Here is a 15,647-nt window from a genome sequence, read left to right as displayed (position 1 = left end):
CCCGTCGGATCGTCGGCCGTGTCCGAAGCAAGTCCTGCCGCGTCGGCCTGCCCGACCGTCCACGAAAGCAGAGCCCCCTCGGTGATCCCCGTCTTCGACGACACCCCGATCTACCACCGCCTCATCACCGAACGCGGCGATGTGCCCGCGCAGGTGAAGGGCGAGGCCGAACGCATCAAGCGAGACCTGGACCGGGTCATGAGCGCCCCGTCCTCCTTCACCACCGGCCTGCCCGCTCAGCGGTCGTTCTTCTCGTGATGTCCTGAGGCGCCGACGCTCTGCGGTTCTGCGGCTCCGAGGTCCTGCGGGTCCCGAGGTCCCGAGGACGTCCGTCCGGAGCCCCCGCCCGCCCTGGGTATCGTGGGCCCGCCCGGCATCGGCAGGGCATCCGACCAGGGACGATCCGAGGAGATCCGTGAACGAGGGCGAAGTCGTCACCGTGCCCCGACCGTTGGCGCTGCCCGACGGGCGGCCCGCGCTGGAGGCCTGGACGCTCGACCCGGGCATGCGGCATCTCAACCACGGCTCGTTCGGCGCCGTCCCACGGGTGGCGCAGGAGCGGCAGAACGCGCTGCGGGCGGAGATGGAACGCGCCCCGGTCGCGTGGTTCCCGTCGCTGCCCGGCCGGATCGCCGCCGCCCGCGCGGCCGTGGCCGGTCGGTTGCGGACCGACGCGAAGGACCTGGCGCTCGTGCCGAACGCCAGTGCGGGGGCCAGCGCCGTCTATGCCGCCCTGGCGGCCCGGCCCGGCGGGGACATCGTGGTCACCGACCACGGCTACGGCGCCGTCACCATGGGCGCGGAGCGGCTGGCCCGCCGCTGGGGGACCGGCGTACGCACGGCCCGGGTGCCTCTGGCGGCCGACGCCGAGCAGGCGTACCGAGCGGTGATGGCGCAGGTGGACGAGGGCGTCGCCCTGATCGTCCTGGACCAGATCACCTCCGCGACGGCCCGGCTGCTGCCCGTCGGACGCGTCGGGGCCGAGGCCGCGGAGCGCGGGATCACCCTGCTCGTGGACGGCGCGCACGCCCCCGGTCTGCTGGCCGCGCCCCTCGACGGCCTGGTCTGCGACGCCTGGGTCGGAAACCTCCACAAATGGGGGTGTGCCCCGCGCGGCACGGCGGCGCTCGTCGCGCACGGGCCGCTGCGGGCGGAGCTGCACCCGCTGATCGACTCCTGGGGCGCCGCCGAACCCTTCCCGGACCGCTTCGACCACCAGGGCACGCTCGACGCCACCGGCTTCCTGGCCGCGCCCGCCGCACTGGACTTCATCGACGACACCTGGGGCTGGGACACGGCCCGCCGGTACATGGACGAACTGGCGGACCACGGCGCCCGTGTCGTGGCGGAGGCCTTCGGCCGAACCGGGACACCGGCCGACGCCGTCGACGTCGGCATGCCCGTCCCGGGGATGCGGCTGGTACGGCTGCCCGAGGGCCTGGGCACGAGCCGGGTCGCGGCGGACGCCCTGCGCGACCGTGCCACCGCCGAACTGGGCGTGGAGGCCGCTTTCACCAGCTTCGACGGACTCGGCTACCTCCGGCTGTCCGCCCATGTCTACAACACCCCCGACGACTACGAGCACTTCGCCGAGACCTGTGTGCCGGTCGTCGAGAAGTGGGCCCGCGAAGCGAGGGAATCGTAGGCCCCGCAGCTCACCGCGCGTTCGGCGTGCCCCGCCGCTGTGCCGCCGCCGCTTCGTCGGCCCGGCCGCCGGCGCCGAGCGGCCCGGTGGGACGCCACGGTTCCGCGGCCTCCGGACGGGGCAGCGTGCGGCGGGCCCGGCGTACGACCAGAGCAGGCAGCGCGGCACGCGTCACTTGCACGAGGCGCAGCGCGGCCGGGACGTAGACGGCGGTACGCCGGCGTTCCACGGCCGTCGCGAGGCGCGTCGCCACGAACTCCGCCGGGTAGACGCGGCGGGCGGGCGCAGGCATGTGGGCGCGCAGCTCGCGCAGCACCGCATGCCGGTCGGCGTCGCGGATCATGTCCGTGTCGGTCCAGTTCAGATAGGCGATGCCGACGGCCACGCCGTGGTGGGCCGTCTCGGCCCGCAGCGCGTGCGCGAAGGCCTCCACGCCTGCCTTCGAGGTGCAGTAGGCGCTCATCAGGGGAGCGGCCCCGATCGAGGCCAGCGAAGCGATCTGGAGGTAGTAGCCCGCCGTCTCCACCAGGTCGGGCAGGAAGGCGCGTGCCGTCAGGGCGCTGCCCGTGACGTTGACGTCGATCACCCGCCGCCAGGAGGCCATGTCCGCCGAGGCGAACGGGCCGCCCTGCGCGATTCCAGCGTTCGCGACGACGACCGAGGGCGGCCCCAGCCGTGAGCGGACGACCTCGGCCGCCCGCTCCAGCGCCTCGCCGTCGGTGACGTCGGCCTCGACGGCCAGCGCGGGAGTGGGCAGCGACGCGGCCACGGACCGCAGCGCCGCCCCCTCGTGGCCGATCAGCGCCAGGCGCGCGCCGCGCCGTGCGCACTCCCGGGCCAGCGCCGCTCCCACCCCGCGGGCGGCTCCCGTGACCAGGACGGTGCGGTCTTCGAGGGGACTGTCATGCACGGCGTGCTCCGTTCGTCGGCTCCCGGCCCCCCGGCTTCTCGGCTCCCGGCCCCCCGGCCCTCGGCTTTTGGGCTCCCCGGCCCCCGCCGGGTTCTTCGGCTCCTGTGTGCTTCGCCTTCTCGGTCCCTCGGCCGGTGCGGGAGAGGCGCCGGTCAGTCGGCAGGCGGCTTCTTCGCGCCGGAGCGGTCCCGGCGGGCGAGCGCCCGCTGTACGAACGTCCCGCCGGGCGGACGGTGCCGGCGCAGCGCGGCGCGGGCGGCGTTGGCGCCCGGCGCGCCGTGGACGCCACCGCCGGGATGGGCGCCGGCGGAGGCCAGGAACAGCCCGCGCACCGGGGTCTCCGGGCGCCCGCCGCCGGGCAGGGGCCGGAACAGGAGCTGCTGGTGCAGCGCGGTCGTACCGCCGTTGATCGCGCCGCCGTGCAGATTGGCGTCGAGGGACTGGAGCGTGGGCGGGGCGAGGACACGACGGGCGCGGATCAGGGAGCGGAAGCCGGGGGCGAATCGCTCGACCTGGTGTTCGACCCGGTCGGCCATCAGCTCCTGCTCGCTCGCGTCCCAGGCGCCGGTGAGCCCCTCGTCGCCGGCGTCGCCCTCGACCACCTGGGGCACATGGGTGTAGGCCCAGGCCGACTCGGTCCCGGCGGGGGAGCGGCTGGAATCGGAGGTCGTCATCTGTCCGAACACCGCGAACGGGCGGTCGGGAACCTGACGCATGGCGAGCTGGGCGGCGAACCGGGTGAGCTCGTTCAGGCCGTCGGCCAGGTGCACGGTCCCGGCACGACGTGCCGCCTCGGCCTGCCAGGGCACCGGGCCGTCGAGTGCCCAGTCGACCTTGAAGGTCGCGAAGTCCCACTGGAAACGCTCGAGGTCGGCCAGCAGCTGGGACGGCAGATGCTCCGGCTCCACCAGCGTGCCGTACAGCGCGGGGACGGAGACGTCGGCCAGCACCGCGCGGTCTGCGACGACCTGCTCCCCGTCGGTGGTGCGCACCCCCACCGCGCGCCCGTCCCGGACCACGATCCGCCCGACCTGCTGCCCGCAGCGCAGTACGCCGCCTTGGGCGCGCAGCCGCCCGACGAGGGCCTCGGTGAGGGCGCCGGAGCCGCCGACCGGCACGGGAAAGCCGTAGGACTGGCCGAGCATGGCCATCAGCCAGCCGAAACCGCCGCTGCCCGCGGCCTCCGGAGCGAGATCGGCGTGCAGGGCGTTGCCGGCCAGGAGGAGTCGGCCGCCCTCGCCCCCGAATTCCTCCTCTCCCAGCCGCCGCACCGGCAGGGCCAGCGTCCTGGCCAGGCGCAGGCCGCCGGCGGCACGCAGCCTGGCCGCCAGCCGGGCCGTGGCCCGCACCGGCGGGAACGGGGTGAACAACGCGTCGAGGATGTCCGGGCGGAGCTGTTCCCACACCTCGTGCAGGCGGCGCCAGGCGGCTCCGTCCCCGGTGTGGAAGGCGTCGAGGGAGCGGGCGGTGACGTCGAGCCTGCGGTCGAGGACCGCGCAGGCGCCGTCGGTGAGGGGGTGCGCCACGACACCGGGCGCGTGGTTCCAGCGCAGACCGTGTTCGTGCAGCCGCATCCTGGACAGGACCGGCGAGGCGGCGGCCAGCGGGTAGAAGGAGCTGAAGAGGTCGCTCACGAACTCGGGATCCACCGACCGGTCGTGCCGTACCGCGCCGCCCGGCTCGGGCTGCTCCTCGAGGACCTCGACGCTCCAGCCCGCGTCCGCCAGCAGGTTCGCCGCCACCAGGCCGTTGGGTCCGGCCCCGATCACCACCGCGTCAGGCATCGGCGCCTCCCCCGGCGTGCGAGCGCGCCGCCGCGGGCGTCTTCCGGGCGTCGTCGGACCGTCCGCCGCGGGCCTCGGACTCGCACAGCTTCGCCAGCCGGCCGAGCAGGGCGCGGTGGCGGATCTGGGTGACCACCTCCACGCCGGCGTTGTGCAGCAGCCCGCCGACGCCCTGCAGCGGATGCTCGTCCAGGATCACCAGGCAGTGCCGGCCCCACGGCCGCAGCTCGAACGCGATCCGCGCCGTGCCCAGCACACCGGCCCGCGCCTCCAGCTCCAGCACGTCCGGCTCCCGGCAGCGCCGTACGATCGTCTCGTTCGCGAGGGTGACGGGTCCCACCCGGATCTCGTAGGCGATCTTCGCGTCCACGCGCGGCCACTCGCCCGTCAGCTCCTGGGTCGACGACGGGCCCACCACCCACTCCGAGTAGCGGTCGCCGTCGGCGAGGACGTCCCACACCGTCCGCGGACTCGCCTTCACCAGTCGATGCCGTACCGCCACCGCGCACCTCCCGTAGTCGCTGACACGTGGCTCGCCGAGTGCCCGTATCGCCGGAGGCCAACCGCCGGGAGCTCCGTGCCGCGGCGCCGAGGAACCCGCCCGTTGTCAGTGCCGTCATGAAGGATGCCCCACATGAGATCAACTTCGGCTCAGCCGGGTAGTCGGTCTCATGTCCCTGCCGAGGAAAGGTCACCGATCATGCCGCCCACCGCCCTCCAGCCGCAGATCCTCGACGTACGTTCCGACGCGCATCCCTGGTGGCGTCGTGACGAGGAGGCACCCGGCGCGGCGGGCGGGGTCGTCATCGCGGCCGGCGTGCCGCGCCAGCGCGGCCCGCTCCCGATCGGCCGCGAGGAGAAGGCGCGCCCGGCCACGCTTCCGGCACCGCGTGCGGCCCGCACGGAGGGCGGCGGCGCGGCCCGGGACACGCGGCCGGCCCACCGGCCCCGCCCCGGCGCCTCGCCGGGCCGCGCCGGGGCCGACGTGCTGCGCATCCTCGCCGATCCGCGTACGCCCGTCTTCGTCACCGAGCACGCCGGCGGGCGCCGCGTGTACGGCTACTGGCGGCCTCTCGACGCTGACAGCGGCCGGGGAGGCTGCTATGTGGCGCTGTCCGCCACCGAGTGCGACGAACTGTTCGCGGCCGGCCGGATCACGGTCGGCGATCCCGTCACGGACCCGACGAAGACGACCTACCGGGTCCGCGCCGCCCGCACCCAGCCCGCGGGCGCCCAGCCGGCGGGCGCCCGCCCGGCGGCCGCGCCGGTGCGGACGACGGCGGCGAGGGGACGAGCGGCGTGAGCGGTCGGCCGACGGCGGGGGAGCGGTCCGGACGACCCGACCGGATCGCCCGACCGGACGGGATCGCCCGACCCCACCGAACCGCCCGACCGGTACGGACCGCTCGACCCGATCGGCCGGTCTGATCGGCGCGTTCGGGGGTAGCCGGACGACCGGAAGAGGCGGCATGCCGTCAGACCAGGGGAGGACAAGAAATGAGCATCATCCAGCGCATCAAGCAGTTCGCCAGGAGCCCCCAGGGGCGGCGCACGATGGATCAGGCACGCCGTGCGGCGGCCGATCCGCGCCGTCGTGCGCAGGCGCGCGGCCTGCTGGCCCGCCTGCGGACGCGGCGCTGACGCGGGCGATCAGCTCCAGAGCTCCAGGGGAGCATCAGCTTCGATCACACGTCAATACCTCGTCGGCGTAGGTTTTTTGAAAGGGGCTCAGGGTTCACAGGGGACCTTCAGCTGATTCCTGCTTCTTTCATTGACAGCGGAAAATAAGGGCCCTAGGTTCCGGGCCATGCCCTCGTCGTTCGCCGCGCCTCCCGCCGAGACGTTCCCCGCCGGAACGCCTGCCGCTTCGCAGGTCTTCACCACCGTCCTGTCCCAGGGCCCGCTCACCCGCCTGGAACTGGCCCGGCGGGCCGGTCTGTCGGCGGCGGCCGTCACGAAGGCGGTCCGGCCGCTGATCGAGTCGGGATACCTGGTGGAGGACGCCGACACCGAGGCCCGCACGGCGCTCGGGCGGCCCGCCAACCTGGTCCGGGTCGACGGGGGCCGCGCGCTGTTCCTCGGGCTCAAGCTCACCGGGGACGCGATCTTCGGGGTGCTCACGGACCTGCGCTGCCGCATCCTGCTCGCCCGGCGCGTACCGCTGACCGACCGTGCCGCCGACGCGGTCCTGGCGTCGACCGCCGAGGTGGTGCGGGAGTTGCTGACCGAGGCGGACGGCTACGGCGTACCCGTCATGGGGCTGGGCCTCGCCGTCTCCGGCGACGTGGACCGCGGGGAGGGCGTGGTGCGCTACTCGCCGTTCCTGGAGTGGCACGACGTGCCCCTCGCCGAACTCGCCTCCACCGTCACCGGCCTGCCGGTCACCGTCGACAACGACGTCCGGGCCCTCACCGTCGCCGAGCAGTGGTTCGGCGCCGGTGTGGGCCTGTCGAACTTCGCCGTGGTGACCGTCGGCGCGGGCGTCGGCTGCGGCCTGGTGGTCCACGGCCGGGTGGTCGCCGGGGCGCACGGGGTCGCCGGCGAGATCGGCCATGTCACCGTCGACCCGAACGGGCCGCTCTGCCACTGCGGCAACCGCGGCTGTGTCGAGGCGATCGCCGCGGACCCAGCGATCCTCACCCGGATCCGCGAACGGACCGGCGTCGAGGTCGCCGACACCACCGAGGCCGTCGACCTCGCCCGCCGGGGCGACGCCCACGCCCGTGAGGCGTACTCACGGGCGGGGGAGGCGATCGGCCGCGGCATCGCCACCGTGGCCAACCTGCTCGGCCCGGAGCGCGTCGTCATCTCCGGCGAGGGCCTGGCCGCCTACGACCTGTTCGCCGAGCAGATCCGCAGCGCCTTCGCGGCGGCCGCCTTCGGCTCGGCCGCGCGGTGCGATCTGCAGACCCGCCCGCTGCCCTTCGAGGAGTGGGCGCGCGGTGCCGCGGCCACCGCCATCCAGTCCTTCATCACCGACCCGAACTGACCGCACGAGCAACGTCCCCGGACGCTCCGCGGCCGGTTCGTCAGCGGACCCGCCATCGGTGCGGGCCACCACCGGGCCGCTGCGGAGCCGTTGCGCCGAACCCCACTCTCACCCTCACCCTCACCCTCACCCACACCCCGGCCCCGCCCCACCTCACCTCACCCCCACTCCTGGAGGTCAGACCCATGCGGTCACCCTCGCACTCCGTCCTGCCCGCACGCGCCCTGAGAGCCGCCGTCGTCCTCGCTCTCGCCCTCGGCACCGCCACCGTCGCCCCCGCCGCCCACGCCGAGAACACCGCACCCGGGCCGGCCGCCAAGCCGTACATGGGCTGGTCGAGCTGGAGCATGCAGTCCTCCAAGTACCCCGGCCTCAACCCCGACGGCGACTACAGCTACCTCACCGAGGCCAACGTCCTGAAGCAGACCGACGCCCTGGCCTCGAAACTCAGGAAGTACGGCTACGAGTACGTCAACATCGACGCCGGCTGGTGGCGCGACAAGGCCTGGAAGCCGCGGTTCGACCGGTACGCCCGCCAGCAGGCCGACCCCCAGCGCTTCCCCCGGGGCATGAAGGCCGTCGCCGACCACGTGCACGCCAAGGGCCTCAAGGCGGGGATCTACCTCCCCGTGGGCCTGGAGAAGGAGGCGTACGCCGACGGCAAGGCCCCGATCTGGAACGCCGAAGGCTGCACCACGGCCGACATCGTCCACGACGACCTGCGCACGACCAACGGCTGGGACAGCGCCTACAAGATCGATTTCTCCGACCCCTGCGCGCAGAAGTACATCGACTCCCAGGCGCGGATGTTCGCCGACTGGGGCTACGACTTCCTCAAGCTCGACGGCGTCGGCCCCGGCTCCTTCAAGAGCGGCGACAACTACGACAACGTTGCCGACGTGGCCGCCTGGCAGAAGGCGATCGCCGCCACCGGACGCCCGATCCATCTGGAGGTGTCCTGGTCCCTCGACATCGGACACGCCGCCGACTGGAAGCGGTACTCCGACGGCTGGCGCATCGACACCGACGTCGAGTGCTACTGCAACACCCTGGTCTCCTGGGAGAACTCCGTCGACGACCGCTTCGACGACACCCCCGCCTGGACCCGGCACGCCGGCCCCGGAGGCTGGAACGACCTCGACTCGCTCGACGTCGGCAACGGCGCGATGGACGGCCTGACCAAGGCCGAGCGGCAGAGCTACGCCACCCTGTGGGCCATCGCCAAGTCGCCGCTCTACACCGGCGACGACCTCACCCGCCTGGACCCCTACGGCCTGTCCCTGCTGACCAACCGCGAGGTCATCGCCGTCAACCAGGGTTCCGCGCCGCCGGCGCACCCGGTCACCCCGTCCGACCCCCAGCGCGTGTGGGCCGCGAAGAACCCCGACGGCACCTACACCGTGGCCCTGTTCAATCTGGCCGACGCGCCGGCCTCGGTCAGCGCCGACTGGACGACCCTCGGCTTCACCGGCAAGGCGGCCGTCCGTGACCTGTGGAACCACGAGAACCTCGGCACGTACCGGAACCGGATCACCCAGGCACTGCCCGCCCACGGCTCCCGGCTGTTCACCGTCACCCCGCACGGCAGCGCGGTCGAGCGCACCGGCCACGAGGCCGAGGCCCCGGCCAACACCCTCGGCGGCAACGCCTCCGTCGCCGACTGCGCCACCTGCTCCGGCGACCACAAGGTCGGCAACCTCTACGCCGGCGGCAAGCTGACCTTCACCGACGTCGTCGTCGACAGGCCCGGCACCTATCAGATCGAGGTCGCCTACATCAGCGGCGACGCACGGGCCGCCGCGGTCTCCGCCAACGGCGGCGGCGCCACCCGCCACACGTTCCCCGCCACCGGCGACTGGGGGACCGTCGCCCGCGTCCATGTGCCGGTGACGCTGAAGGCGGGCGCCAACACGATCACCTTCGACAGCGGTTCGGGCTACGCACCGGACATCGACCGGATCGACGTACCGAAGACCTCCTGACGACACCCGGGGGCCCGGTATCGCACCCGGGCCCCCTCAGACCTCCGGAGCCGCCATGAACCCCCGCCCCCGCCCCACGGACCCCGAAAGACGCACCCTCCTCGCCGCCGGTCTCACCGCCGCGGCCCTGGCCGGCCTGCCCGCCTTCACCGCCTCCGCCGCACCCCGGCGCCCCGCCGACGCCGCCCCGCAACCCACCGAGGACTCCCGGCATCTGCTCTGGTGGCGGGCTCCCGCCGACGGCCACTCCATGATCGAACAGGGGCTGCCCGTCGGAAACGGCCGTCTCGGCGCTCTCGCGAGCAACGACCCCGGCCGGGAACTGCTGTTGATCACCGACGCCACCATGTGGACCGGCGGCCTCAACGACAAGCTGGACGCCGACGGCCAGTTCCCCTACGGCCGCGCCGACTTCGGCTCCTTCACCCTGCTCGCCCGGCTCACCGTGGACATCCCCGACCACGACCTGTCCGCCGTCAACGGCTACCGCCGCACCCTCGACCTCTCCCAGGCCCTGATCACGACGACCTACGTCCGCGCCGGGGTGACGTACCGGCGGCAGATCTTCGCCAGCCGCCCGGACGACGTGATCGTCCTGCACTTCACCCAGAGCGGCGGCGGCCGGTACACCGGGTCGGTGACCCTGGACGGCACGCACGGCGAGACGGGTGGCGCGGCGGAGTCCTTCGGCGCGGCCTTCCCCGGCGGCCTGCGCTACGGCGCGGCCGTCACGGCGCACGGCGCCGGCGGCCGGGTCCGGGTGAACGGCGCACGGATCGACTTCTCCGGCTGCACCGACCTCACCGTGGTCGTCAGCGGCGGCACCGACTACGCTCCCGACGCCCGGGCGAAGTACCGCGACCCGTCCCTCGACCCCGAGAAGCTGGCCCGTACGAAGGTCCGCGCGGCCGCCGTCCACCCGGTCGGCACACTGCTGGACACCCATGTCGCCGACCACCGCGCCCTCTACGGCCGACTGGACCTCTCGCTCGGCACGTCGACCGCCGGGCAGCGCTCCCTCGACACCTGGGAACGCCTCACCGCGCGCGCCCGCGACAGCACGCCGGATCCCGAACTCGAAGCCGCCTACCTCCAGTTCGGCCGCTATCTGATGATCTCCGGATCCCGTGGCAGCCTCCCCCTCAACCTTCAGGGACTGTGGCTCGACGGCAACGACCCGGACTGGATGGGCGACTACCACACCGACATCAACCTCCAGATGAACTACTGGATGGCCGACCGCACGGGACTCTCCCCGTGCTTCGACGCCCTCACCGACTACTGCCTCGCCCAGCTGCCCTCCTGGACCGCCCTCACCTGCTCCCTGTTCAACGACCCGCGCAACCGCTACCGCAACTCCAGTGGAAAGAACGCCGGTTGGACCGTCGCCATCTCCACCAACCCGCACGGGGGCATGGGCTGGTGGTGGCACCCCGCGGGCAACGCCTGGCTCGCCAACACCCTCTGGGAGCACTACGAGTTCACCGGCTCCCGCACCCACCTGGAGAAGATCTACCCGCTGTTGAAGGGCGCCTGTGAGTTCTGGGAGGCGCGGCTGCTGCCCACGACCCTGCCCGGCGGCACGCGGGAGGTCCTCGTCGCCGACAGCGACTGGTCGCCCGAACACGGCCCGCTCGACGCCCGGGGCATCACCTACGCCCAGGAGCTGGTGTGGGAGCTGTTCGGCCACTACCGGGCCGCGGCAGAGGAACTGGAGAAGGACACCGCCTACGCCGACATCATCGCCGGCCTGCGCACACGGCTGTACCTGCCGCAGGTGAGCCCGAAGACCGGCCGGTTGGAGGAGTGGATGTCACCCGACAACCTCGGCGAGACCACCCACCGGCACCTCTCCCCGCTCGTCGGCCTCTTCCCCGGCGACCGCATCCGCCCCGACGGCTCCACCCCGAAGGAGACCGTCGACGGCGCCACCGCCCTGCTCACCGCGCGCGGGATGGACAGCTTCGGCTGGGCGAACGCCTGGCGCGCCCTGTGCTGGGCCCGCCTGAAGAACGCGGAGAAGGCGTACGAGCTGGTCACGACCAACCTGCGCCCGTCGACCGGCGGCGGCAACGGCACCGCCTTCAACCTGTTCGACATCTACGAGGTGGAACAGGGCCGGGGCATCTTCCAGATCGACGCCAACTTCGGCACCCCGGCGGCGATGACGGAGATGCTCCTGTACTCCCGCCCGGGGCATCTCGAACTCCTGCCCGCGCTCCCCGCCGCCTGGGCCGCGTCCGGGCACGTCACCGGGCTGCCCGCGCGCGGCGGGTTCGTCGTCGACCTGCGATGGCGCGACGGCACACCCACCTCGGTGCGGCTGCGCAGTGTCGGCGGCCGGACCACGACGGTGGCGTACGGGGGGACGTCCCGGACGGTGGATCTGCGGCCGGGGAAGTCCGTCACGCTGAACGGCTTCACCCGGTGACGGCCCGCCGCACGCCGGTCCGCGTGCTCGTCGCCGTGCTCACCGCCCTGCTCGCCGTCACCCTGCCGCAGGCCTTCCCGGCGGTCGCCCGTGCGGCGGACGCCGGGCACTCCGTCGTCACCTGGGCGGCGTCCGCGGACCGGCTGGGGGAGGGCGTCGCCGACCGCGGCTACCGGCTCGTCGTCCGCACCAGCGTCGGCGGCGGCGACCTGCGGATCCGGCTGACGAACGCCTTCGGCGACCGGCCGGTGACCTTCGACAGCGTCTACGCGGGAGTCCAGCAGCAGGGCGCGACCCTCGTCCGGGGCAGCAACCGGCGGCTGGCCTTCGGCGGCGCGTACTCCGTGACCGTCCCCGCCGGCGGCACCGTGCTGAGCGACGCGCTGCCCGGCCGGCTGCCCGCCGCCACCGACCTGGTGGTGAGCCTGCACTCGCCGGACGCGGCAGGCCCGGCGAGCGGTCACGGGATGGCCATGCGGACCTCGTACCTCACGCAGGGCGACCACACCGCCGAGGAGGACGGCGACCGGTGGAGCGCGACGACCGGCTCCTGGTTCTACCTCGACTCCGTCTCCGTCCGGGCGAACCCCTCGACGGGCGCGGTGGTCGCGCTCGGCGACTCCATCACCGACGGCTGGCAGTCCACCACCGACCTCGACCGCCGCTGGCCCGACTACCTCGCCCGCCGGCTCCAGCGCGCGGACACGATGGTCAAGGGCGTGGCCAACGAGGGGATCTCCGGCAACAAGGTCCTGGCGGACGGAGCCGGCCAGAGCGCGCTGAACCGGCTCCAGCGGGACGTGCTGTCGCAGCCGGGAGTGCGCACCGTGTTCCTCTTCGAGGGCGTCAACGACATCAAGGCGCACACCGGAGTGACCGCCCAGGACATGATCGCCGGATACCGGGAGATCGTCCGCCGTGCGCACGCGGCCGGGAAGTGCGTCGTCGGCGCCACCGTGGCCCCCTTCGAGGGCTGGTCGGAGTGGGACCCGGCCGCCGAGTCCGTACGCCAGGACGTCAACACGTTCATCCGTGGCAGCGGGGAGTTCGACGCCGTCACCGACTTCGACCGCATCCTGCGCAGCCCCTACGACCCCGAGCGGATCCTGCCCTTCTTCGACGGCGGCGACCATCTGCACCCCAACGACAAGGGGATGCAGGCGATGGCCGACGCGGTGGACCTCACAGCGCTCGACTGCACCTGACGAGCGCCGTGCGAGGGGCGAGGGGCTCGCCGCCTCGCTGGTGTCCGGCTTCGCCGGGAAGTCCGGGTACGGCAAGAACGTCCGCACGGTCCGACCTCCGTGTGCCGGAAGCGTGTCCACGACACGGCCGGGGCGGCACACCGATCGACGGACGCCGCCCCGGCCGGACCGCTCAGGCGGCGGTGAACCTGTCCCACGCGCGGTGCCCGCCCAACAGGGTGACGAGCTGTTCCAGGGCGGCCGTACCGGAGTCGCCGACCACCACGCCCGGCGCGCCGGTGGGTACTCCGGCCCCTTCGAGGACGGCTTCGCCGCCCGCCCAGGCGCCCACGGCCTTGCCGTGCCGGAAGGCCTCCGACACCAGCAGGGTGACGCGGGGATCACCTGTCAGCTGCTGTGCCGCCGAGGGGAACGCCTTGGCGTCACGTGCGCCGTACGCGTCGCTGCCCGTTCCGGGCAGCCCGGCCAGCAGCACGGCGTCGAACTCGACGGACCGTGCGGTGGCGTACGTGCGCTGCACGGTCACCGCGTCCTCGCCCGAGCCGAGCACGCCACCCGTCCGGGAGACGACCAGCGGGACCATGCCGCCCGCGACGACCGCCTCCCGCACGGCGCGCACGCCGTCCAGGTCGCCGTCCGGGCCGACGACGATGCCGATGACGCGGCCGTCCGTCGGCCAGCTGCGGCCGAGCTGCGACAGGGCCGGGCTGGGTTCGACGTCGGCGAGAGGCACCGTGGGCGCGGGCGCCGGCAGGCCGAGGCCCGTCGCCACCTCGCCGCACAGCTCCGGGTCGATGTTGGCCAGGACCTGCAGGGCCCGCTCCCGGACGGCCTGTTCGTAGCACTTGGCGAGCTCGAAGGTGTACGCGCCGATGATGTGCTCGCGCTCCAGCGGGGACATGCTGAGCCAGAAGCGGCGGGGCTGGCTGAAGTGGTCCGCGAACGACTCGGGCGCCTCGCGGACCTTGGTGCTCTCCGGCACACGCACCGGAGCCTCGATGAACGCCCCGGTGTCCGCCCCCGCGAGGAACGGACAGCCGCCGTCGAGCGAGTTGGGCCGGTAGGGGGCGACCCCCCGGTGCACGGCCGTCTGGTGGAGGCCGTCGCGCAGCATGTCGTTGACGGGCGCGTGCGGGCGGTTGATGGGCAGCTGCGGGAAGTTGGGGCCGCCCAGGCGGGTGATCTGGGTGTCCAGGTAGGAGAACAGCCGGCCCGCCAGCAGCGGGTCGTCGGTGATGTCGACACCCGGCACGAGATGGCCGACGTGGAAGGCGACCTGCTCGGTCTCGGCGAAGAAGTTCGACGGGTTGCGGTCGAGGGTCAGCAGCCCGACCGGCTGCACGGGCGCGAGCTCCTCGGGCACGAGGTTCGTCGGGTCCAGCAGGTCGATGCCCTCGAACATCTGGTCCGGGGTGTCGGGGAACGTCTGGATGCCCAGTTCCCACTGCGGGTACGCGCCCGCCTCGATGGCGTCCGCGAGGTCCCGGCGGTGGAAGTCGGGGTCGACGCCGTTGATGATCTGCGCCTCCTCCCAGACCAGCGAGTGCACACCCAGCTTGGGCTTCCAGTGGAACTTCACCAGCGTCGTCGCGCCCGCGGCGTCGACCATGCGGAACGTGTGGACGCCGAAGCCCTCCATCGTCCGGTACGAGCGCGGGATGCCCCGGTCGGACATGTTCCACAGCGTGTGGTGGGTGGCCTCGGTGTGCAGGGTGACGAAGTCCCAGAAGGTGTCGTGCGCGCTCTGGGCCTGCGGGATCTCCCGGTCCGGGTGCGGTTTGCCGGCGTGGATGATGTCGGGGAACTTGATCGCGTCCTGGATGAAGAAGACGGGCATGTTGTTCCCGACCAGGTCGAAGACGCCCTCGCTGGTGTAGAACTTCGTCGCGAATCCCCGGGTGTCCCGCACGGTGTCGGACGAGCCCCGCGACCCCAGCACCGTGGAGAAGCGTACGAACACCGGCGTCTCCTCGTCCTCGGCGAGGAACGCCGCCTTGGTCACGGAGGCGGCCGTGCCGTAGCTGTGGAACGTGCCGTGCGCCGCGGCGCCCCGGGCGTGGACCACGCGCTCCGGGATGCGCTCGTGGTCGAAGTGCATGACCTTCTCGCGCAGATGGTGGTCCTGGAGCAGTACCGGCCCCCGGGGGCCCGCCTTGAGCGAGTGGTCGGTGTCGTGGAGCCGGGTGCCCTGGGCGGTCGTGAGATAGCTGCCGGACTGCGCCGAGCGGGCCTGGTCGGCGCCCGTCGGCTGTCCGGTCGGCGACACGGTGTCGGGTCCGCTCTGGTCCGGCTTGGGCGGCAGCGGATCGCGGGGCTCCGTCGGCTCCGCGACGGACGGCGACTCGGGTGCGGGCTTGCCGGGAATGCCGTCCTCCGGTTCCCCGCCATGGCCCTGGAGGCTGTCGGTGATCTTCTGGGCTGCCCGCTTGAGGGGATTGGTCTCGCTCATGGGATGACAGTCCTCCGATGGGAACCGAAAATGTATAAAAAGGACATTTGGCGTGCCACGCTCTCACGGCCCGGAGGGCCGCGCACCAGGCGCGTACCGCTGGGGTGAACCTCGTGCCGCCGGGTTCGGCCGAACCAACTGGGTTTCCGCGCCGGGCCGGGCCAAACGGCTTTCCGGCAGGTCATCGCGCGGCGCGGCGGATGCCTGCCCGTGCGTTTGGGGCGGGCGCCGGCACGGAACCCAGCAGACGCG

Annotated in this window: 12 protein-coding genes; 8 read left to right on the top strand and 4 right to left on the bottom strand. The window is 73.2% G+C overall.

All coding sequences use genetic code 11. The annotated features are described in order from the left end of the window. The first annotated feature begins 18 nt into the window (after positions 1-18). Together ABT070_RS25235 and ABT070_RS25230 are read left to right on the top strand one after the other, a co-directional pair. Positions 19-258 (top strand): hypothetical protein, encoded by a 240-nt coding sequence (locus ABT070_RS25235; RefSeq protein WP_351764257.1) that lies wholly within the window; start codon positions 19-21, stop codon positions 256-258. A gap of 157 nt (positions 259-415) precedes the next feature. Beyond that, positions 416-1,645 (top strand): aminotransferase class V-fold PLP-dependent enzyme, encoded by a 1,230-nt coding sequence (locus ABT070_RS25230; RefSeq protein WP_351764126.1) that lies wholly within the window; start codon positions 416-418, stop codon positions 1,643-1,645. A 10-nt stretch (positions 1,646-1,655) separates the two neighbouring features. Here ABT070_RS25230 and ABT070_RS25225 read toward each other — a convergent pair whose 3' ends face one another. The 3 genes from ABT070_RS25225 to ABT070_RS25215 all read right to left on the bottom strand — a co-directional run bounded on the left by ABT070_RS25225 (position 1,656) and on the right by ABT070_RS25215 (position 4,841). After that, positions 1,656-2,555 (bottom strand): SDR family oxidoreductase, encoded by a 900-nt coding sequence (locus ABT070_RS25225; RefSeq protein ID WP_351764125.1) that lies wholly within the window; start codon positions 2,553-2,555, stop codon positions 1,656-1,658. 152 nt (positions 2,556-2,707) lie between these two features. Beyond that, the gene (locus ABT070_RS25220) at positions 2,708-4,339 is read right to left on the bottom strand and encodes a phytoene desaturase family protein (RefSeq protein WP_351764124.1); all 1,632 of its coding nucleotides are present in this window, start codon (positions 4,337-4,339) and stop codon (positions 2,708-2,710) included. After that, entirely contained in the window at positions 4,332-4,841 is a 510-nt protein-coding gene (locus tag ABT070_RS25215; RefSeq protein WP_351764123.1) for an SRPBCC family protein, read from the bottom strand. The genes ABT070_RS25220 and ABT070_RS25215 overlap by 8 nt, the downstream gene beginning before the upstream one ends. Positions 4,842-5,039: 198 nt before the next feature. On the opposite strand from ABT070_RS25215, the gene ABT070_RS25210 reads away from it, so the two are divergent. The 6 genes from ABT070_RS25210 (at position 5,040) to ABT070_RS25185 (ending at position 12,946) form a co-directional block, all read left to right on the top strand. Next, positions 5,040-5,642, top strand: coding sequence for a cell envelope biogenesis protein OmpA (locus ABT070_RS25210; RefSeq protein WP_351764122.1), 603 nt, complete (start codon positions 5,040-5,042; stop codon positions 5,640-5,642). A gap of 194 nt (positions 5,643-5,836) precedes the next feature. Continuing rightward, on the top strand, positions 5,837-5,980 hold the full coding sequence (locus ABT070_RS25205) for a hypothetical protein (RefSeq protein ID WP_351764121.1): 144 nt from the start codon (positions 5,837-5,839) through the stop codon (positions 5,978-5,980). A 166-nt stretch (positions 5,981-6,146) separates the two neighbouring features. Then, positions 6,147-7,328, top strand: coding sequence for an ROK family transcriptional regulator (locus ABT070_RS25200; RefSeq protein WP_351764120.1), 1,182 nt, complete (start codon positions 6,147-6,149; stop codon positions 7,326-7,328). A gap of 185 nt (positions 7,329-7,513) precedes the next feature. Next, positions 7,514-9,310 (top strand): alpha-galactosidase D, encoded by a 1,797-nt coding sequence (locus tag ABT070_RS25195; RefSeq protein WP_351764119.1) that lies wholly within the window; start codon positions 7,514-7,516, stop codon positions 9,308-9,310. Positions 9,311-9,365: 55 nt separating this feature from the next. Further along, positions 9,366-11,741: a glycosyl hydrolase family 95 catalytic domain-containing protein gene (locus ABT070_RS25190; protein ID WP_351764118.1), complete on the top strand. Its 2,376-nt coding sequence runs from the start codon at positions 9,366-9,368 to the stop codon at positions 11,739-11,741. Next, entirely contained in the window at positions 11,738-12,946 is a 1,209-nt protein-coding gene (locus ABT070_RS25185) for an SGNH/GDSL hydrolase family protein (protein WP_351764117.1), read from the top strand. Before ABT070_RS25190 ends, ABT070_RS25185 begins: the two co-directional genes overlap by 4 nt. A 172-nt stretch (positions 12,947-13,118) precedes the next feature. On the opposite strand, the gene ABT070_RS25180 is transcribed toward ABT070_RS25185, so the two are convergent. After that, positions 13,119-15,395, bottom strand: coding sequence for a catalase (locus ABT070_RS25180; protein WP_351764116.1), 2,277 nt, complete (start codon positions 15,393-15,395; stop codon positions 13,119-13,121). Positions 15,396-15,647 lie beyond the last annotated feature (252 nt).

The sequence above is a fragment of the Streptomyces sp. NPDC002884 genome (genome assembly GCF_040295245.1).
Lineage (GTDB): Bacteria > Actinomycetota > Actinomycetes > Streptomycetales > Streptomycetaceae > Streptomyces.
This window is presented reverse-complemented; position numbering and strand designations above follow the sequence as displayed.